General features: G+C 31.3%; 14 protein-coding genes and 1 pseudogene. 10 read left to right on the top strand and 5 right to left on the bottom strand.

Annotation, left to right across the window (positions count from 1 at the left end):
• Positions 1-149: 149 nt before the first annotated feature.
• The 3 genes from LPB88_RS21590 to LPB88_RS21580 form a co-directional block, all read right to left on the bottom strand.
• The gene (locus LPB88_RS21590; protein ID WP_230717735.1) at positions 150-2,801 is read right to left on the bottom strand and encodes a DUF4962 domain-containing protein; all 2,652 of its coding nucleotides are present in this window, start codon (positions 2,799-2,801) and stop codon (positions 150-152) included.
• Entirely contained in the window at positions 2,731-4,707 is a 1,977-nt protein-coding gene (locus tag LPB88_RS21585) for a sulfatase (RefSeq protein ID WP_230717734.1), read from the bottom strand. Before LPB88_RS21585 ends, LPB88_RS21590 begins: the two co-directional genes overlap by 71 nt.
• Positions 4,708-4,799: 92 nt before the next feature.
• Entirely contained in the window at positions 4,800-6,014 is a 1,215-nt protein-coding gene (locus tag LPB88_RS21580) for a glycoside hydrolase family 88 protein (RefSeq protein ID WP_230717733.1), read from the bottom strand.
• A gap of 896 nt (positions 6,015-6,910) precedes the next feature.
• Here LPB88_RS21580 and LPB88_RS21575 point away from each other — a divergent pair.
• Positions 6,911-7,099, top strand: a complete 189-nt coding sequence (locus tag LPB88_RS21575; RefSeq protein WP_370635894.1) for a transposase — start codon at positions 6,911-6,913, stop codon at positions 7,097-7,099.
• Positions 7,100-7,564: 465 nt separating this feature from the next.
• Complete coding sequence (locus LPB88_RS23900) at positions 7,565-7,627, top strand: hypothetical protein (protein ID WP_370635898.1); 63 nt, start codon at positions 7,565-7,567, stop codon at positions 7,625-7,627.
• 228 nt (positions 7,628-7,855) lie between these two features.
• Here the strand turns inward: LPB88_RS23900 and LPB88_RS21570 are convergent, their stop codons facing one another.
• A complete protein-coding gene (locus tag LPB88_RS21570; RefSeq protein WP_255673729.1) occupies positions 7,856-11,983 on the bottom strand; it encodes a hybrid sensor histidine kinase/response regulator transcription factor in 4,128 nt (1,375 codons plus the stop codon).
• A 463-nt stretch (positions 11,984-12,446) separates the two neighbouring features.
• Here LPB88_RS21570 and LPB88_RS21565 point away from each other — a divergent pair, with 463 nt between their 5' ends.
• The 5 genes and pseudogenes from LPB88_RS21565 (at position 12,447) to LPB88_RS21550 (ending at position 17,521) form a co-directional block, all read left to right on the top strand.
• On the top strand, positions 12,447-13,373 hold the full coding sequence (locus LPB88_RS21565) for an ROK family protein (protein ID WP_230717730.1): 927 nt from the start codon (positions 12,447-12,449) through the stop codon (positions 13,371-13,373).
• 18 nt (positions 13,374-13,391) lie between these two features.
• Complete coding sequence (locus LPB88_RS21560) at positions 13,392-14,672, top strand: MFS transporter (RefSeq protein WP_230717729.1); 1,281 nt, start codon at positions 13,392-13,394, stop codon at positions 14,670-14,672.
• A 39-nt stretch (positions 14,673-14,711) separates the two neighbouring features.
• Entirely contained in the window at positions 14,712-16,229 is a 1,518-nt protein-coding gene (locus LPB88_RS21555; protein ID WP_255673728.1) for a sulfatase, read from the top strand.
• A gap of 97 nt (positions 16,230-16,326) precedes the next feature.
• A pseudogene (locus LPB88_RS23895) lies at positions 16,327-16,897 on the top strand (IS6 family transposase); the annotation flags it as partial.
• 42 nt (positions 16,898-16,939) lie between these two features.
• Positions 16,940-17,521 (top strand): transposase, encoded by a 582-nt coding sequence (locus LPB88_RS21550; RefSeq protein ID WP_370635897.1) that lies wholly within the window; start codon positions 16,940-16,942, stop codon positions 17,519-17,521.
• 44 nt (positions 17,522-17,565) lie between these two features.
• On the opposite strand, the gene LPB88_RS21545 is transcribed toward LPB88_RS21550, so the two are convergent.
• On the bottom strand, positions 17,566-18,318 hold the full coding sequence (locus LPB88_RS21545; RefSeq protein ID WP_230717727.1) for a glucose 1-dehydrogenase: 753 nt from the start codon (positions 18,316-18,318) through the stop codon (positions 17,566-17,568).
• Between the two features lie 130 nt (positions 18,319-18,448).
• Here LPB88_RS21545 and LPB88_RS21540 point away from each other — a divergent pair, with 130 nt between their 5' ends.
• The 3 genes from LPB88_RS21540 (at position 18,449) to LPB88_RS21530 (ending at position 20,176) form a co-directional block, all read left to right on the top strand.
• The gene (locus tag LPB88_RS21540) at positions 18,449-18,799 is read left to right on the top strand and encodes a helix-turn-helix domain-containing protein (RefSeq protein ID WP_230717726.1); all 351 of its coding nucleotides are present in this window, start codon (positions 18,449-18,451) and stop codon (positions 18,797-18,799) included.
• A 131-nt stretch (positions 18,800-18,930) separates the two neighbouring features.
• Positions 18,931-19,041 (top strand): helix-turn-helix domain-containing protein, encoded by a 111-nt coding sequence (locus tag LPB88_RS21535; protein WP_230717725.1) that lies wholly within the window; start codon positions 18,931-18,933, stop codon positions 19,039-19,041.
• A gap of 613 nt (positions 19,042-19,654) precedes the next feature.
• Positions 19,655-20,176: a DUF4334 domain-containing protein gene (locus LPB88_RS21530; protein ID WP_230717724.1), complete on the top strand. Its 522-nt coding sequence runs from the start codon at positions 19,655-19,657 to the stop codon at positions 20,174-20,176.
• Positions 20,177-20,977 lie beyond the last annotated feature (801 nt).

Raw genomic sequence — 20,977 nt, 5'->3', positions numbered from 1 at the left:
ATGACCGCTCAATTGTTGTCTAAATGACTACTAATCTGTAGTTTTTTATATTAGTTTTTCCTTCTGTTGTTTTAAATTAAGGTTGTATTATTTATTCTTTTGAATTCTCTATTTTGTCTAAATACTTGATAGGCATACAGCCATAAATTTCAATACATCTTTTTTTTCGAACCATTCTTTTCAATTAAAACTACCTTATTTTCATAAGTACCTTCTGGTAATTTATTAATATAAAAAGCATCTTGATCTGTTATTATAGAAATTGATGGGGATTTATCAACATTAAGCTCTGCTTTTAATACAATATCTCCCAACTGAAAAACAGATTCATTTACTACTTTAAAATTGGATATTTCACTGCTTTTATCTCCTAACCTAATTATAGTTAAAAAACGCATTTTTTTTGTTTTTTCTATCGTTTTAGAAGTTATATGATATTGATTCGGAAGACTTTTATATTTCTTTTTTATATCAATAGCAGGGGAATAAAACTGATCTGTAATTAATAATTTAGTTGCTGAACTCCCAAAAACAGATGCTTCAACATAGCTTTTATCCAATACTAATTTTAATGAATTATCAGTAATCTCTTTAGGCTCTTTCATGCAATGAAGAAGCAAACTCCAATCTGATTCATTTTCCGATTCAAGTACGTCATAAGTTATAACTATGTTTGGCTTTACGAAAATAAGATGACGTTCAAATGTTTTTAATTTGGCATCTCCAAACCCAGACTTTAGTTCATCTGGGTTTATACCATTTTGCATATTAAGTTCAATAAACTGTTTATCAACTATTGGACGATATGCTTTACTAGCGTCACCACATACGTATGAAATTCGTTTTCCATCTATAAATCGTTTTATCCACCCATATCCTTCATGACCAAAAGCTTGCCCCATACCATTAACCAATATGTCATTATGAGCTCTTGTATGTCTGTAAGAAGTCAAAGAATGAGGATCTGCAAACGTTGTATAATAACCTGTTGAATAAAAAACAGGTTCTCCTTTTCTTGATAAATTAAAACAATTTTGATTAGCATGCATATGCCCTTTAGCCCCAAACGGAGAAGACCTAAAATAAACAGCTGTATTCACTTCACTCTCTAAAACATTAGTATGTAAAGCAGCTATACCAACACCTTTAAATAACTTAGAAGAAGGCATTTTCTTTGGTTTTTCTACTATTGTTGAATCCAACTGTATACTGTTAATGATTTGGTACCAAGGCTCAATAGATTCTAATTTATCTTCAAACCAGTTTTCTTTCTCATTGGTTGTTTTATTCCAGGTTAATAAAGCCCCTAACCTGTATAATGCTTTTTTATCTTCGTTTTCATACCCCACTATCATCATCATAGAGTGTCCCACATTTCCGTCTACTACCCTATCATGCATGTCACCAAATCCAGAAATACGCCCCCCAACTGGAGCAAAATAGATATAATAATCTGCTAAATTTTTATACCAATTCATTTTAAATATATCAACACCACACACCTTTTTTAATAGTAAAGGCATATCAATAATAGAGCTTTTATTTACTCCAAAATAGCCAATACCTTCAGCCCAACCTCCTTCTTGATTAGCCAAATTTGGAAAACGCGCCAAAAACAATTCATACATGTATTCAAGCATTTCACGACTTTCATCTAAATCTTTGATGGTAGCTAAAGCCGCTGTAAAATTCCCCGCTACTTCCATTTGCCAAAAATGGTTCTCAACTTGTCTCGTTTCCATTAAACCGGGCCATTTTTTCAATCCATGAACAAGTTGATTCTTTATAACTGCTAGCATCTTTTTTTTAAACACATCAGACAACTCATCATAAAGCACGTCATATCCCGTAGAAAGTGACATAAGTACTTGGGACCCTAAAAGATCATCTGTAGGCCATCCTAAAAAAACCTCAGTCCGTTCCAACAAATTGTCTAACATGTTTTTATCTCCCGACAATACATATGCCTCTAACAATCTGTTAAAATAACCTATTTCCTTACTAGTAATTATAGAAATAGCCTTGCCTTTTGCGGGATCGGGATCATCCACAGGACCTCTATATATCTCAGATTTCATGACCTTCAAACCTAAATCAATTAATGTTTTATAGATACGATGGCTTTTTGCCTTCAGCCTTATCGAATCAATATTTTTACCTTGATTGATAATCCGCGGATGGCTTTTAGGAATTCTTGAAAGAAGTTCTGTTATATTGGGAGTTTCAAAAATCATTGAATTTTGATCTACAATAAATGAATTAACCTTACCTACAATTATTACATCTTCATCAATAATATCATATCTCCAAAACCATTTTCCAGAAGCCAACTTTTTGTGGGGATTAAAAAAACAATATTTTTGCTCAGAGCTTACAAATGTGTTTTCTTTTGAGAAATTTTTGTCTTGACTTAAATAAACCTTATAAGTTACCTCTTTATTATTCCAATGTTTTTCAGATTTCCAAAGTAATGCAGTCGGATTTTGTCCAACAATTACATCATTAGCTGGTTTTGGAGATATGCGCCATTCCTCATAAATAGTCTCTGGTAAGGGATTATGTTCTTCAATTTCTTTTAAATCATTATTATTGATATCTCGATTTAATTTTTGAAAAGAAAAACAACAAACCGAAATACTAAAAAGTAAAATAAAGAGACCACATTTTTTGTTCAAACCTAAATACTTCATTAATATCATAAATAAGTTTTGCATAATGATGTATAAAATTTTAATTGGTAAAAATATCACTTGGATAAAGAAACTTTCTCCCTGCTTTATTTTTTTTAATTCCCTCTTCAATATCTTTTTTACTATAAAGTTCACTTAATGGTAAAGCTCCTAAATTTACAAGTATTGATCTTACTTTTACACCAAGCTCCATTCTATCATTTCCCTCGTTGGCATGTTCGGCAGCAATTTTTTGAAAAGTTGAAATATATTTTATAAGCATCTCTTTTTGTTTTGGATACCATGTGAGTGTTTCTAATGAGGAATAAGCTGGGTCATAATTTTCCTTCAATAAGTTTACTAATTTATTCACCCCTAAATCAAATTCACCCAAATAACAAAAAGCTTCGGCTGCCATTGAAACTACTTCAGGCTCTTTATCATTCAACATTTTTCTTAGGTCATCAGGAACTTCTTTTAACATTTTTTGTGATCCTAAAGTACAAAACCCTACTACCCCCCAATATCTAAGCTCATCGTGTGGGCTTTCAAGCAACTTTAATAACTCTGGCAAATCCTCTAGAGTAGCACTACTAGCCAATTCAGCTGCATTATAAAGGTTTCCTAAAGGAAAATGAGTTTCCTCTACCCAATTAAAGAGTCCATTTTTCTTTGTTTTCCGCATTTCCCTAGGACAAAAACCTAAATCCTTGGAAGCTCTAATGTGTTTTGAAACTTGTTTTCTGAAATAAGATAGTTTTGATTTATATTCTGGATTTTTAGATAAATTATTTAGTTCCCAAGGATCTTTTTCTAAATCAAATAACATTTCATTTGATTTAGGTTTGTAAGGCAACAACCAATCGGGATTTTTACATTCACCAGACATGACGTATTCATCCCACGCTAAATTAGCAGGCATACCCCACTGATAAAGATTTCGAAGGCAAAAAGGTTTGTAGGGAATATAATTTCTTATATATTTGAAATGTCCATCACTTACTGTTCGACTTGGATCATAATGATAATTTTCCTGATTGGTTCTAAAACCATATTGCAATTTTTCAGGAGTTTTTTCAAACGTCCCCAAAAAAGCTTTTCCTTGCATAAATTTAGGTGTTTTTACTCCTGCAAGACTTAGGAATGTTGGTGCAAAATCAACAAATGAAACATTTTTAGTCACAACCAACCCCTCCTTAACATTAAGTTCTTTTTGCCATTTTGATGGCACGTATATAACCAACGGAATGCGTAAACCACTTTCAAAAGGAAATCCTTTTCCTCTAGGTAAACATCCACCATGGTCACTGTAGAACAAAACAATAGTATTTTCTGTCAATCCTTCCGATTTAAGTTTTTCTAAATGGGCTTTTACCCAAGAATCAGCCTCTTGAGAAGCTTTCAATTGATATGCTTCATCCGACCTTACTTCAGGTAAATCAGGAACATGTTTAGGTAAAAAAATATTATTTTCATCAATACCAAATTTTTTAAAATCTGGCCTATCTTCAGTTGTTATTGTCCTAACTAACCCCATATGAGTTGCCTCTGTATTGAATACTGCAAAAAATGGTTGGTTAGACTTGCGATCTTTACTCATATACGTAGCTTTTGAACTTGACTCATCCCAAAGTTTATCGTTGTTGACTGTGGTATTATAATCTGTCTTACTATTATTTGTGCAAAAGTAGCCTGCATCTCTTAACAATTGAGGGAAAAATATATTCTGAGGTGTTATATATGTTTCTCTATGTACATCCATACCAAAGGTCGTTGCATAACAACCCGTGATTAAAGTCGACCTAGCAGGCGAACAATGTGGAGCATTTGAACTCGCATTAGTATATAAAATTCCTTTTTCAGCTAAACCATCTATTGTTGGGGTTTTAATGTCCTTACTCCCATAACAACCGAATTGATAAGGACTTCTGTCTTCTATCACCAAACAAAGAATATTAGGTCTGTCTTGAGGTAAAGATTGTCCAAATGAGCTTACACCTATTAAAGCAAAAAATTGAAAGATTAAAATTTTATTCATTTTTATATATTTATTTTCAAGCAAAAATTAACAAGCATTTACTTGTTAACACTAATTAATCACATTTAAATACTCGATTTATTCTTTAAAAATTATATTTTCCCTAAATCTATCCCCTTGATATTGGCGTATCGTATTAAGGCCTCCAAATAATAATAATCAGCGTAATTTAAAGGCGTATCTATCTCAGAATAGTTAGGGAAATTACCTACACTATGCTTTAACACAAAAAAAGAGTTCTCACCTGGTTTAGACAAATAGTTATCATTTGAAAGTGTCTTCAGGGTACTTTCGGCAAATAAAAAGTAGTTGTTATTATTTGTTATCTTACTTAACTCCAACAAAGCACTAGCATTAACAGTTGCTGCAGAAACATCTCTTCTAGCATGAGGTATATGAGGGGCATCAAAATCCCAAAAGGGTATTTTGTCCTCGGGTAACCGTGGATGATTCATAATAAAGTCTGCTATTTTTATGGTTTGATCCAAATACTCTTTTTTATGTGTTTTAGTGTACATCATTACATAACCATAAAGTCCCCAAGCTTGTCCACGCGCCCATGCGGATTCATCTAAATATCCTTGATGGGTCATTTTTCGTTTTACATTTCCCGTTTTAGAATCATAATCAATCAAATGATAAGAACTATTATCTTTTCGAAAATGATTCGCTAATGTTTTATCAGCATGTGATACTGCTATGTCTCTAAACAAATTATCACCTTTCTCTTGTGAAGCCCACATAAGCAATTCCAAATTTATCATATTGTCGATTATAACCGGAAAATCATAATTACCGAAATCCCACGACTTTATACAACCTACAGTTTTTGAAAACCTTGTTGCTAATGATTCAGATCCCTTCAATAAAACCTTCTTATAACTTGAATTATTGGTTAATCGATATCCGTTTCCATATGAACAATAGAGCATAAAACCAAGATCATGAGTATCTGTAAAATACTGAACTTCTTCTAAGGCATCAGTATATTTTTCTGCCTTTTCTTTGAAAAAATCATCAGAGGTTATTTCATACATATACCAAAGTGAACCTGGAAAAAAGCCACATGTCCAATCTTTAACAGAAGCAAGTCTATTGGTATTATCTGGCCAAATAGATCTTGGGTTTTGGCCAGGTTTATAGAAATTGGCCGCCAATTTAAGCTGTTTTTTTGACACTTCCAAACCTTTTTTAAGCCACAAAATATCACTATCATTATTTGTTTTTCCAGACTGGGCTTTAACACATGAGATAAAAATTATTGTAAAAAAAATCAAAAAAAACAATTGTCTAGTAAGTTTAATCATCTTTAGAATTCTATTAAATTTAAATATATTATTAACTACGCTTTCTTATTTAGTCATATTCCACGAAAAACATCTCTCTAATTATCATCCATTTTGAAGAGTATCTAGTATAAAGAGTAACGCTTCACTTAAGCTCCTAACGTGCATTAACTACAAACTATTACACGTATCCTCTCCAAGTTTTAACGCTAAGCTCACTGGCTTTCTCGTCTTGCTAGTTTTATCCATAAAAAACTACAAATGGGCAAATTAGGAATAGTAAATTATTCTTTTCGAAGCAGAATTTTATTAATATTAATTAATGTCCAAGGTTTTCAAAAAGAGAAATCTCTATCGAAACCTTAACCATACTTTCCATTTCAAATCTTCTATAATTTAAACATTGCTATAAGCTAACAATATACTCACAAAGCTAGTAGTGCTAAATAACTTTTTTGTATTTGTCTTTGATTTTCTCAAGACAAGTAATCCTTAAACAAGTTGATGTAAATTTAAATATTACATATCCGAATTTTCGGTTTTATGTTACATAAAAAGGAGTCATTTGTACCATTATTAAAGCTATTTTTTTTCAAATCAAAAAAAATATAAGTAATTGCCAAAACAAATGATTTAAAAAAAATAATTTGAATTAGAAACACTCCTCAATAAATGGCAAAGTCACACTTGTGCACTATATTTAACATAGGCACCCATTACATGCCTGAAGCCGAACTTGATGCTCATTTAGTCAATCAAAAGCATGATAAAACTACCTAGGGTAATTATCGCAATGGACGCAGAACTAAAAGCATAAAGTCTTCTTTTAGTTAACAAGAAATTAAAGTTCCTCGCGACAGATATTCTTCCTTTATCCCCTATTCCCAAAAGAGAATATAACCCAGGGTATCGAGAATATGATCATCTCACCTTATGCTAAAAAAATGACTATTAGTGATATTGAAGAACAACTCAAGGAATTGCATGAATGTGAAATGTCATCTATACCTATATCTCGAATTACCAACACAATTACCAATGAAGTAATTACTTGGCAAGACAGCCCCCTTCAAGATCTTTATTTAATTGTTTGGACGGATGGCTAGTTTGTAAAGACAAAGAAGGCTTAAAAGTCATCCATAAAATCATCTATTTAGCAGCAGGACTCAATATCGAGAATAAAAAAAAAAAGAAGTTTTAGGGGTGGCTCGTTAAGAATGAAAACAATCCTTTTTGGATGATTGTTTTAACGGATTAAAAGCTCGCGTTGAGGATATCACTATTACAGCTATCTATACTTGAACGGTTTTACCCGAACAATAAGAAGTGTCTTTGCTGAATCTCAAACACAAATATGTGCAGTCCATCACATTAGAGATGCTTATAAATACGCTGTTTGGAAGGATAAAAAGCAATTTATACCGATATGAAAGATACTTACAACAACACAAGCCACAGAACTATCCTTAAACGATTTTGCAAATAAATGGGGAAGTAAATATTCTCACAACATCAAATCATAGTGTGATAACTGGGACGAACTAACGGTCTTTTTTTACTTCCCATTTAAAATCAGAAAAAATCATTTACTTACAAATTTAATCGAAAACCTTAATAGTAAAATCCGAAAATAAACTAAAAATAAAATGTCATTCCAAATGATGATGCAGTGCTGAAATCTGTATATTTGGCCTTAAGATAAGCAACTAAAAAATGGTCGGTGCCTATTCAAAATTTGTGAATCGTTTTTAAACCAATTAACCTTAGATTTGAAAAAAGGCTGCGATTATAAAAATCGAAGCCTCAACTTTTCAACTTACACACTTTTGGAGACACTGTCTCACTAAAAGAGAACCTAATTATTAGTTAATATTTTCATTTTTTGTTCTTTTAGAAAATTCAATTGCAGAAAGATTATACTTTTTCTTAAAACATCTTCTAAAATAACCAATATCCTGAAAACCAACCTTATAACACACTTCATTTACATTGTAATTATCCAACTCTAGAAGTTTTGCTGCAGTAGATAATCTAAAATCTCTAATAAATACTACTGGGGATTTTCCAGTTATTGCTTTAATTTTTCTAAAAAAATGAACTCTACTAATCCCAATAAATTCTCCAATATTATTCACGTTAAGATTAGGATCCTCAATATTATCACGTATATAATTACACACCTTATTTAAAAAAGCTTCATCAGAACTTGTTCTGTTTATTTCAGATTCATTCAACAAAATTTCTTTTCTAGAATGATTAACAATTCGTTCTCTAGAACTAAGTATGCTTTTTATTTTTGACTTTAATAAATCCATGTTAAATGGTTTTGAAATAAAATCATCTGCACCGGTTTCATACCCGTCAAGTTCTATTAGTTTTGAGCTTCTTGCTGTAAGTAAAATAATAGGTATATGACTCGTTTTTGAATTAAATTTTAATACCCTGCACAACTCTAAACCGGACATATTTGGCATCATGATATCTGAAATAATTATAGATGGATGATTTTTATCATCAATTAAGTCCAAAGCCATCTTTCCATCTTTTGCAGTAATCACATTATAATCAGTTGCAAGAGACTGTTCAAGAAAATTTAGTAAATCGTGATTATCTTCAACTATCATTATATTATATTGATGAGTTAATGACTTTTTTGTTTTAGATATTTTAGATATCTCATTTATATCTTTTTGATCCTTATAGTATTGAATTTCGTTTATTTTCTCTTCTGAAGTGTATACATCGTTCAATGGCAAACCTATAAAAAACTCCACAACTTTATCCTTTTCACTTTTTACATTAATATAACCTTTGTGCAACTCCATAAGTCCTTTAGCTACAGTCAATCCAATACCAGTTCCTGACGGGCTATATACATTACGATTTTTCTCTTGATAAAAACGTTTAAATATTTTATCTATATTTTTCTCATTTATTGATGAACCTGTGTTCATTACCCTTATTTCTATGTATTCAGTAATTTCAAATTTATAGTTAGGACCAAATTTATTTTGATTTACAGCATATAGCTCTACCTTTATTTCACCTTTTTCAGGTGTAAACTTAAAAGCATTTGACAACACATTATACAATACCTTTTCTAATTTAGACTTATCAAACAAAATCTTTTTATCTGGAAACCTACTTGTAAATACATATTTAATATTTTGTGTTTTAGCAAATTCCTCAAAAGAATAAACGACTTCCTTAACAAATGGCACCAATGGTTCACTCAACAGATTCAGCGGTATTTTTGCACTTTCTATTTTTTTAAAATCCATTAATTGATCTATTAAACGTAACATAAAAGATACATTTTTTTTTATCAATAATAATTGATCATGCATCGGTGTATTTTTCGAACTTTTTAAAATTTCTTGTAAAGGGCCATCTATTAGAGTTAGCGGTGTTCTAAAATCATGAGATATATTGGTAAAAAAGTTCAGTTTTAATTTGGTAAGTTTCTCTAATTCCTTATGCTCCAACTTTTTTAATTTCAAACTATTCTCTAAATGCAATTTAACTAAAATGTATCTTCTAATTGTATAAAAAACAAATACGAAAAAAACCAAATAAATAAAATAAGCATAAAATGTCTTCCAAAAAGGAGGTTTTTTTATAACATTTATTGAAACTATATTATCGCTCCAAGCGTCATTACCATTGGAAACCTTAACTTTAAAGACATAACTTCCAGCATCTAAATTTGTATATGTTGCGGATCTCATATCTCCTACATAGTTCCATTTATCCTCAAATCCTTCTAATTTATAAGCATACTTGTTTTGCCCAGTTAAAGGATAGTTAAAAGCCGTGTACTCTATAGTAAAAACATTATCTCTACTGCTAAATATTAACTCTTTTGATTTATCTAAAGAGGTTTTTAATAGACCACTTTCATCATTAGGCTTAATGATTTTGTTAAATAATTTAAGTTTTGTTAATACAATTTGAGGCCGATAAAAATTATTTTTCATTTCTTTTGGCTTAAACGACATTAATCCGTTAAAGCCTCCAAGATAAATCGTTCCATCTGTATGCTTTAGAATAGAATGTTCATTAAATTCTTCTATAGGAAGCCCTTTATTAGCAGTATAGTTTTTAAATAATTTTAATTTATAATCAAAACTTGACATACCACTTGGTGTTGAAATCCATAATTTATTATATACGTCCTCTACCAATCCATATACGATATTATTTAACAAGCCATCTGCTATAGTAAAACTTTTAAAAGTTTCATTTTTTCTGTTCATTAAATTTAGTCCCCCACCATAAGTTCCAATCCATAATCTTTTTTCCGAATCTTGAGAAATACTATATATATGATTACTATTTATGCTATTGTTATCTTTGGAATCAAGAACATAATATTTAATAGATCCATCTATATATTTAATTAATCCATTTGAGTTCGTTCCAATCCAAATTGTTTTTTCTTCATCTTCGTACAAACAGTTTATAATTGAATCTTGAAATGAATCCGAAGAAGAGTTTGTAATATGTTTTTTAGTTATAATATTATTTGTAGAATTATATAAGTTAAGCCCTTGATTTGTTCCTACCCAAATATTACCATTTCTATCTTCTAACATACACAATATTGTATTATCCCATAATCCTTCGCTATTATTTGGTGTTTCTTTGAAAGATTTATATTTCCCTTTATTTAAGTCAACCATATATAAACCATCTTCGTATGTGCCAATCCATAATCTTTTTTTTGAATCAAACAGAATAGATTTAATGGTATAAAAATTAATCTTTTTTCCAAAAAAGATGTTTTTGGATGAAAAAGAATGATTGTATTTATCAAAATAAAAAAGGCCACCACCTTCAGTACCTAAATATATGTTCCCTTTATCATCCTCACACATTGCGCCAACAATATTAAAACCTAAACTATTCTTATTCATTGGATTATAACTAAAATAAGAGAATTTAGAAGAATTACTATTAAAAATATTAACACCTGCAAAATAAGTCCCAACCCACAAATATCCATTTTTATCAAATAAAAGTGATCGTATCGAGTTATGACTTAAACTATTATACCCCCCATCAACATGCTTGTAAACTTGAAAATGCTTCTTTTTAATTTCTAAATAGCTTAAACCTTGATAAGTTGCAATCCATAAATTCCCCAAATTGTCAAAGGTTAGTGCTCTAATCATATTATTTGATACAGAACTTGAATTCTCCATATTATGATAAAAATGATCAAATGATTTATCTTTTTTCATAACATTTAATCCCATAGATGTCCCCACCCAAATCAACCCATCTTTATCCTCCGCTATACAAGTTATAAAATTACTACTTATAGAATTTTTTATTTTTGGACTGTATTTGAATTTTTCAAAACTACCATCAATATTATTATATTTATTTAAGCCTCCAAATCTAGTTCCAGCCCAAATACCACCTTTACTATCTTGAAAAAGCGTATAAACATGATTATCACTAATTGTACTAAGAGACTTTGGATTATTCAAAAATTTTATAAACTTTTCATCATTTCTCTTTTTAAGATTAAGTCCATTTTCAGTACCAATCCACAAATCACCATTTTTAGCGCATAAAATAGATAGTACTGCATCATTTGAAAGAGAATGCTTTTTATTATTCACATTAAAGTAAGCTTTAAATTCTCCCGTTGATGGATCAAAAACGTTTAGTCCATGGGCTGTACCTATCCAAAGTCTTCCAGATAAGTCTTCGGAAATAGCTCTAATAGAATTATTACTAATACTGGTTGAATCTTTCGAATCGTGCCTAAAGACCTCAAATGAATATCCATCATATCTATTAATTCCATCTCTGGTTCCAAACCACATTATCCCTTTGCTATCTTTAAAAATTGTCATAACACTGTTTTGAGACAGCCCGTCTTTAATTGACAAATAATTAAATGCTATATTATTTGCTTCAGATTGACCAGAAACATTATTGACAACAAAAAATAATAGGCATAAAAAAGTGCAGTTCATCCAGAAACGCTTCAAATTGTAAAATTTGAAAATTGTATGTTCATAAGTTTCACTCAAATAAATTCCGCACATAAGACTGAATAATAAAATTTCTAATTTTTAAAAATAAACATTAAAACTCACCCACCAAAAACAAACATCAGGATGTAACATATAACCTCTAAAAATGTAACATATGATATTTAATTACTCTATCCTTAAAACCTTTCTTAACTCTAAATAAAAACATATAAGTTTTATTTAGAAAATAAATTCCCTGAAAATTATTTTCAATGTTTTTATTGTTACTAATTAGAAATAAGAAATTAACATAGGTAACATATACCCCTTAAGAGTGTAACATGAATTTATATGATCTTCTAAATAAACAAATATTTTTGCCAAATAAATATGCCATCGTATATCCATCGGAGTACACATTTGCAAAGGCTTAAATAAAAAAACAATAATTATTGATTTAAAAATGAAAAATAGTTCAATAGGAGTCGATATCGGGGGAACGATAATTAAGTATGGTTTGATTGATACGAGTGGTAAACTTATTTGGGCTTCAAATAAACCTACAAATGCTAAAACCTCAAAAAAAAAAGTTATAAATAATATTTTAGAGATTATTAGAGATTGCATAGGTATTGCCGATTCACTGAAACTTAATATTCTATCAATTGGAGTGGGTAGTCCGGGATTAATAAACAATAATAATGTTATACTTGGAGGAGCCGAGAATATAAAAGATTGGAATAATATTCCCTTGGGGGAAATCATTTTTAATCGTTTTGGAATTCTAACAAAGGTTTGTAATGATGCAGACGCAATGGCTATGGGTGAATATGAACTTTCTTTCAAAGATAATGAGACTAACATTTATATCACCTTAGGAACGGGAATTGGGGGAGCTATATTTATTAATGGTAATTTATTTCAGGGCCATAATGGTTTAGGTGGTGAACTTGGTGTAATACCAATTATAATTGGAAATCAACATTATTACTGGGAAGATCTAGCCTCAACAACAGGACTTGTTAAGCTATATAAATCAAAATTAGGGATTACCGACTTATCGTTAGAAATAAATGGAAAATATATTGCAAATGAATATAATAAAGGAAATATAATTGCATTAGAAACTGTAAATATTTTCACCGAATATATCGCAATGGGACTCGCCGGATACGTGAATATATTCAATCCTAAAAGAATTATCATTGGTGGGGGTATAACTGAATCTAATATTGATTTTTTAGAAAAGATAAGAACACATATAAAAAAATATGCTATCAAAGAATGTCTCGAAGGTGTCGAAATAGTACTAGCAACTTTAGGTAATAATGCTGGACTAATTGGAGCCGCTCTTAATAGTTTAAAGTACACTGAAACAAAAAAAACTTGATTGATTAAAATTAAAACTATGAAAAACAGAAGCCTCTTAATAGCACTAGTGTTATTGATTTTTTTTGTAATATCCTTCTTGACCAATATACTTGGAGCACTCAATCCAGCAATTAAGGGAAGTTTTAACTTAGAATTCTCCTCCTTAGGTTTTATGACACTTGCCTTTTTTTCAGCCTATGGTATTATGTCAATTCCTGCAGGAATATTAGTTGAAAAATATAAAGAAAAAAAAGTGCTTTTGTTTGCTTTTGTTCTTTCATTCATTGGTGCAACGGCCTTTGCTTTCATCCCTACTTTTGTAGTGTTTTTAGGTTCTTTATTTCTAATTGGCACAGGAATGGCTATGTTGCAAGTAGCAATAAATCCTTTGTTAAGAACTGCCGGAAGAGAGGAAAATTTTGCATTTTATTCGGTACTTGGACAACTTTTCTTTGGTGCTGCAGGTGTAGCTGGCCCATATTTTTACTCCTATTTAGTAGAAAAAAAAAATGAAGACACAGAATTGTTAAATATTAAAGCGATATTAAATTCACTTGTTCCAAAAGATATGAGTTGGGTCTCAATTTATGTACTATTCGCCTGCATCTCTTTAATAATGGTCGTAATTATTTTCACTTGTAAATTCCCGAAAGTAGAACTAAAAGAAGATGAGAAAACTGAAGATTGGCGAATAATCAAAGAACTGATAAAAAACAAAATAATTATCGCTTATTTCATAGGTATTTTCTGTTATGTTGGTTTTGAACAAGGTGTCTCTTTTTGGATATCGCAATTCTTAGAAACTTATCATCAAGTAAATCCTGAAACTATTGGAGCTGAGACTGTTGGGAATTTCTGGGGACTATTAACTTTAGGTTGTTTTCTAGGCTTAATATTGTTAAAATTTGTTGATAGTAAATTGGTACTTAAAACATTTTCGGTAATGGCTTTTATCTCATTGGCCATGGCTCTTTTTGGTTCAAAAGAAATTTCCCTTTTAGCGTTTCCAGCCGTAGGTTTTTTTGCATCTGTTATGTGGTCTATAATAGTTTCACTTGCGTTAAATTCCGTAAAACACAATCACGGTTCATTAACAGGTATTCTTTGTACAGGAATAGTTGGAGGTGCTATCGCTCCCTTTATAGTTGGATATCTTAGTGATTTATTCTCTCTTAAAATAGGAATGTTTTTTAACTTTTTAACACTATCATATATTTTGGGAATAGGAATTTGGGCTAATCCGTTAGTGAAAAATAAAACATTTTTATCCAGAATTAATAATTCTAAGAAATCTGTCCCTGCTTCTCCTATTGTATAGATTTTAAACTCATAAAGATAAATTTAATAAAAAATAATTATGCATTCGTACACCAATTACATTCAAATTCTATTATGCTCATTACTACTAGTTTGTTGTAAAAATAAAGAAACCAAAAATAATTCTGCAAAAATAAATACAAGGCCAAATTTTTTAATTTTAATGTCTGATAATCAATCTTATAACGACCTAGGCTGCTATGGGAATGATTTATTGAAAACTCCCAATATAGATAAAGCAGCTAAAGAGGGCGTTCTATTTGCTAATGCTTTTTGTAATTCTCCTTCATGTTCTCCTGCTAGAGCAGCAATGTTAACAGGACAAGATGCTTGGCGATTGGGGGATGCTGCAAACCTTTGGAGTAGCTTTCCTAAAGTAAAAGTATACACTGAAATAATGAAAAATGCTGGATACCATGTTGGAATAGAAGGAAAAGGTTGGGGACCTGGAAACGCAGAAGCAACAGGATGGGAGCACAACCCTGGTGGAGAAGAATTTAATTCATTTGAAGAATTTTATAACGAGATTCAAAAAGGAAAGCCATGGATATTTTGGTATAGTAGTCGAAATCCTCATAGACCATTTAGAAAAAATGGATGGAAAGAGTCCGGTATTGATTTAAACAAAATAAAAGTTCCTCCATACCTTCCAGATACTAAAGAAGTAAGGAAAGATATCGCAGATTATTACAATGAAATTCAATCATTTGACAAAGAAGTTGCCTCTTATATTGCTCTTGTAAAAGAAATGGGAGAACTGGATAATACCATTGTGATCATATGCAGTGATAATGGTTGGCAAATGCCGAGGGGTTTAGCAAATCTTTATGATTCTGGTACTAAGATCCCACTAATAATTTTATGGCCAAATCACTTTAAAGGGGATAGGGTTATTAATGACTTTGTTAGTTTAAATGATTTAGCTCCAACATTTCTAGAGTTGTCTGGAATTGATATTCCAAAGGAGATGAATGCTAAAAGTTTAGCCAAAATTTTATATTCTGATAAAAACAAAAATGTGGAAAATAATAGAGACTTCATGGTTATGGGCCGAGAACGTCATGCATTTGTGCGTAAAGATGGAAAAGGATATCCCGGTAGAGCTATTAGAACTAAAGACTATCTATATATTAAAAACTATGAACCAGAAAGATGGCCTGCAGGTGACCCTCCTTTATATGGTGATGTTGATTCACATATGTTGCAATACCCTTGCCCTACAAAATTATTTATGCTAGAGAAAAAAGAAGATATTACAGTAAAACCACTTTTTGAATTAGCCTTTGGAAAACGACCTGCAGAAGAACTCTATGACCTTAAGAAAGATCCTTATCAGATGAAGAACATCTCTCAATTGACTGAATACCAAAACATAAAATCAACGCTCTCTAAAAAACTATTAAATTATCTTATTCAATCAAGTGATCCTAGAGAAACTAACAAAAACTTTAATTGGGATGATTCCGAATATTATATGGATGGAGATAAAACACCAAAACCTGGAGAAGAGGCTATTAAAAAATTAGGCCTAAAAAAAGAGTATCGCTATGTTAAATAGTATTTCAAAAAAGTAAACAACTATCAAACAATATATTACTTAAACATTTTTGGTTCTGTCGCATCTAAAACTAAGTTTTATCTTTACCTTTTTTTAAATTCTTAAACTCATAAATACGAAAGGTCATTGCTATCCGAAGTCTATTTTACTGCAGGCCGTATGTTTTAAGCTTAGGTTTGCATTAAGCTATCGGGATGTTGAAGAGATCATGGAAATGCGGGGAGTTTCTGTTGATCATGCTACTATTCAGCGTTGGGTTTATAAGTTTACACCTTTGCTTGAGTCAAAGATAAAAAAGAGAAAGGGTAAAGTAGATAGAAGTTGGAGATTGGATGAAACCTATATCAAAGTAAAAGGTAAAGGTATTTGGTGTTATTTATATAGAGCAGTAGATAAATTAGGCAATACGGTAGACTTTCTTTTGACTAGAAAAAGACAGAGAACGAGCGCTCAGTCATTTCTAATTAAACCAATTAGTAATAACTGCCAGCCAAGATATAAACATTGATAAAAGTGGTTCTAATACTGCCGCTATTAAAGTCTATAATAAGCGTTCGTTCTCAAAGATTAAAATCCGACAGTGTAAATATCTCAACAATATTGTCGAACAGGACCATCGTTTTATCAAGTGGCGCATACAAAACGGATTAGGTTTTAAAAGTTTTGAATCGGCCAGACGAAATCACCGTTTTAGAAAGCATGAAAATCGAATTTTAGACTTAGAAATAAATCGTCCTGAACAGGTTTGGGATTCTGATATTACATATATCGGAAAAAGAGACAATCCGTGTTATCGAAGCTTAATCACTGATGCTTATTCAAAGAAGATAATGGGATATTATGTTGCTGAGAATCTCAATACTCAAAGTAGTTTAAAGGCTCTAAAAATGGCTCTTAAGCAAAGAACGCATAATGCGCTAACTCTAATTTATCATTCTGATAGAGGCTTGCAATATTGTGCTAATGAATATCAAAAAGAGCTTATCAAAAACAAAGTACTATGTAGTATGACACAAAACTCGGATCCCTATGAAAATGCAATAGCAGAAAGAATTAATGGAATTTTAAAACAAGAATTTATGATTGATAAGTATCATCAAAAAAGAAAAATCACAAACCTAATAATAAAGGAATCAATCCATATTTATAATGAACTCAGACCACATTACTCTAATCACATGTTAACACCAAATCAGATGCATTCTCAAGATAAAATCCAAATGAGAACTTATAAAACAAAAAACAGTTGCAAGAACGTTCTTGCAACTGTTTTATTAATTATTTTTATGTAATAATCTGTATCGCTTTTTTAGGACGAGACATATGGTTCAATTATTTACTTAGCTAAATATGTCGTACCGCCATCAACAAGGATTTCAGCACCAAGGATAAACGAAGAATCATCAGAAGCTAGAAATACCGCTGTTTTACCTATGTCGGATGATTGCCCAATCCTGCCTATCGGTATTTCACTTGCAAAGTGTTTTTTTACAGCTTCAATTTGTTCTGCGGGAACAAACTTCTCAAATGCTGGTGTATCTGTTGTACCTGGTGTTATTACATTTGCTCTAATTTTTCTGCCTAAAAGATCATTTGAAAATGCTTTTGCAAAAAAGATTACAGCTGCTTTTGCAGCACCATAAAGCCCAAATGAGGGGTATGAACGATGAGCCGCAATCGACCCGATAAGAATAATAGAGCTACCATCATTCATAAAAGGCAGAGCTTTATTAACAGTGAAGTAAACACTTTTAAGATTTAGATTCATCGCTTTGTCATAGTCGGCTTCGCCAAGATCTGCCACAGTTCCTAAAGTTGCAGCGCCCGCATTGGCTACAATCACATCTATTTTCCCAAACTTTTCAGATGTTTCTTTAAATATTCTTTCCAGGTCGGCAACGTTGGTTACATCTGCATTTATGGCTAAAAAATTATCGCCAAGTTGTAACACAGCACTATCTAAAGTTTCCTGATTTCTACCAACAATAACTCCTTTTGCACCTTCTTTTTTAAATTCTTGGGCAATGCCCAACCCAATTCCACTATTACCACCTGTAATAACTACTACTTTGTTTTCTAATTTAGTCATTATTCAATTATTATTCAATTATTATTCAATTATTATTCAATTTATTTCACAAAGATACTATCAATAGTTTATATTTGTAACTATTATAGTTTATTCTGGTTACTATTAGGTAACTACAAAATTTAAAAATATGAGAGACGAAAAGTTTTGTAATTCAAATTGTCCCTTTACGAGGGCGATTGGCACGATTGGTAATAAATGGAAGCCGATCATTATAAATGTGATGGGGACCCGTACTATTCGTTTTGGTCAATTAGATGCCATAATACCACACATTTCAAGGAAAGTACTAACTGAACAGTTAAAAGAGTTGGAAGAAGATGGACTATTGGAAAGATTGGCCTACAAGGAACTACCACCGAGGGTAGAATATAAGTTGTCTGAAAAAGGCCTGGCTTTTTTGCCAATCTTAGAAAACATAAAAGAATGGAATTTAAAATATGAAATAGTTCCAATACCGAAAGAGACTGATTACCAGTAGAGTAAATTATGTCAGATAAAATCGAAACTTGACAATGGACGGTAAATGGAAAATATCGATCATCTTCTATTAGCTGTTACAACAAAGGGGGGGCTGATATATTGAATGACATAGAAGGAATTTCAAACAGGATGTTGAGCAAGGAATTAAAGGAATTGGAAATAAACCAGTTGGCAAAACGAACCGTTTTAGATATACAACCTATAACGGTTCAATATGAACTTACGGAACACGGCAATTGACTACAAACCATAATCAGCAATCTTACAGATTGGGAAATTGTACACCGAAAGAAAATTGTGGGGTAATATTTTCGATGTTTATAGTATTTGCGTAAGGGCTATCCGCTACAATCTTTTGTTCGATTAGCTGTTATATGTTAGCTAAAAAGCAACGTAGGTTCATCCCAGTTATAATAGTCAAGAATATATAGGTAATATTCCCTTTCTACATTCTCTGGAATCTTATCAATGTAAATTTCTTCTTGAGGGTACTGTTTTGCAATTTGTCTCTCTATTTTCTGGTCTACTAGCAAATATAACAATACTAGAATTAGTATTAATTTTGCGATTCTTCATATAAAATATTTGAAGCATTCGCTTTGAATCTAGCGCCGTAAAACTGGTAATTTTAGCAACCAGATGATAAGTAAGATGCTCACGCGTGGTGGCAGAATCTTAGCAGATGATGTTTTTCAAAATCAGAAATTCAGTAAAAACAAAGCCTGCCGGGTTTAGGTTTGCAACTTGATCAAAGAGATAAATCGTTAAAACGTTTCATCATTGACTACTTTTGTATCACAATCGTTATCCTTAATAATCAGAAATTTGTCTTTATAATTCAAATTTCAACTTCATGGAAACATTAAATCAAGTATTACAAACTGGAAAAACAACCACTGAAAATGCATTTCGAATTTTTGACGAGCTTGAGTCCGCAACAATAGAATTATTAATTGGTCATTGGAAGGGATACTCATTAAATACAGGCCATCCACAAGATGGGTCTTTAGAAGCAGCTGGATGGTATGGAAAAATTTTTGAAGACGCCCAAAACGTCAGTCCCTTAGTTTTCTATACATCATATGGAACGGATACATTTTTTGCCGATCCTGTCAAACTAGCAAAATTGAGCGCGGATCACCCTTCTGTTGAAGGAAAAGTTGGTGACTTTAGAGAAGAAATAGAAACAACCGAATATAAAGCACGTCTTCGTATGACACAATACAGAGATAAAATTTCAGCTACCATGATTTACGACAATTTGCCCATTAATGATATTTTTAAAAAAATTGATGAGGACACTTTATTAGGCGTTATGGATGCAAAAGGTGATTCTAATTCATTTTTCTTTATTCTGGTAAGAGATGACATATAACTCCTTAAAAGAATCTCACCATTGTAGTCAATTATAAATGCAGTGGATACTTTTTTTGCAACAAAAAATTAAGCCGTTCAATTGTCCATATCCTTGCCCCAAATTTTAACCAAAAGCCTGAGCAGTATTAATTCCTCAGGCTTTTTTTTTTGCAGTCCGATAAACTTTATTTCCATTTCTTAAAAAATTTAAACACCTCTGTTTTCAAGAAAAACTGTTCAAGTTTCATTGAAGTGAATTATTCCACAGTACCATTTATATATCTAAAAAATCCAATCTAAAAGCAAATCTTCAAAACGGATATTAAACCTGGACAACTCTTACTCCAACAAATCAGGTGACTCTTTTTTTTACTCTTTTAAGATTAGTAATTCTTTTTCATCATGATAAATTGTTCCCTTTACTTTCCTTTGGGAAAGCACTGTAGAAAGTAAAGCTTATTTGCTTAATCTTGTAATACGATTTAATCAAAATTTTCAAATTATAGAACTTTGACCCAAAAATGCTTATCGAACTTCATCTCGCAAATGCATATGGTTCAGGCTGAAGCTAGTATAAAAATCCAACATAGTAACTGACAGGCCATTCAATGGATGGTGTTAAACAGTTACTTGAGCTAGAACATTTATATTATTGGTAAACTTCTAACCTGTATTCTTTTCAAAATCCGAAATAGCCATAGAACCATTGCCCCGGGGCCTTTCCGGAAATTTTTGCAAGTATATTATTGGAATTGCTGTTTTTTTCTACCAAATTAAAATCTAGAAAATCACTGCCGATTTCATTCAACTGATTTGCAAT

The sequence above is a fragment of the Flavobacterium sp. JAS genome (genome assembly GCF_020991455.1).
Classification (GTDB): Bacteria; Bacteroidota; Bacteroidia; order Flavobacteriales; family Flavobacteriaceae; genus Flavobacterium.
The sequence above is the reverse complement of the archived record's forward strand: the minus strand, read 5'-3'. Positions and strand labels throughout refer to the sequence as shown.

Excerpts from the sequence above, each read along its gene's own strand:
- LPB88_RS21585 (WP_230717734.1), bottom strand. The coding sequence starts at position 4,707 with ATGAATAAAATTTTAATCTTTCAATTTTTTGCTTTAATAGGTGTAAGC.
- LPB88_RS21580 (WP_230717733.1), bottom strand. The coding sequence starts at position 6,014 with ATGATTAAACTTACTAGACAATTGTTTTTTTTGATTTTTTTTACAATA.
- LPB88_RS21575 (WP_370635894.1), top strand. The coding sequence starts at position 6,911 with ATGATCATCTCACCTTATGCTAAAAAAATGACTATTAGTGATATTGAA.
- LPB88_RS21570 (WP_255673729.1), bottom strand. The coding sequence starts at position 11,983 with ATGAACTGCACTTTTTTATGCCTATTATTTTTTGTTGTCAATAATGTT.
- LPB88_RS21565 (WP_230717730.1), top strand. The coding sequence starts at position 12,447 with ATGAAAAATAGTTCAATAGGAGTCGATATCGGGGGAACGATAATTAAG.
- LPB88_RS21560 (WP_230717729.1), top strand. The coding sequence starts at position 13,392 with ATGAAAAACAGAAGCCTCTTAATAGCACTAGTGTTATTGATTTTTTTT.
- LPB88_RS21555 (WP_255673728.1), top strand. The coding sequence starts at position 14,712 with ATGCATTCGTACACCAATTACATTCAAATTCTATTATGCTCATTACTA.
- LPB88_RS21545 (WP_230717727.1), bottom strand. The coding sequence starts at position 18,318 with ATGACTAAATTAGAAAACAAAGTAGTAGTTATTACAGGTGGTAATAGT.
- LPB88_RS21540 (WP_230717726.1), top strand. The coding sequence starts at position 18,449 with ATGAGAGACGAAAAGTTTTGTAATTCAAATTGTCCCTTTACGAGGGCG.
- LPB88_RS21535 (WP_230717725.1), top strand. The coding sequence starts at position 18,931 with ATGTTGAGCAAGGAATTAAAGGAATTGGAAATAAACCAGTTGGCAAAA.
- LPB88_RS21530 (WP_230717724.1), top strand. The coding sequence starts at position 19,655 with ATGGAAACATTAAATCAAGTATTACAAACTGGAAAAACAACCACTGAA.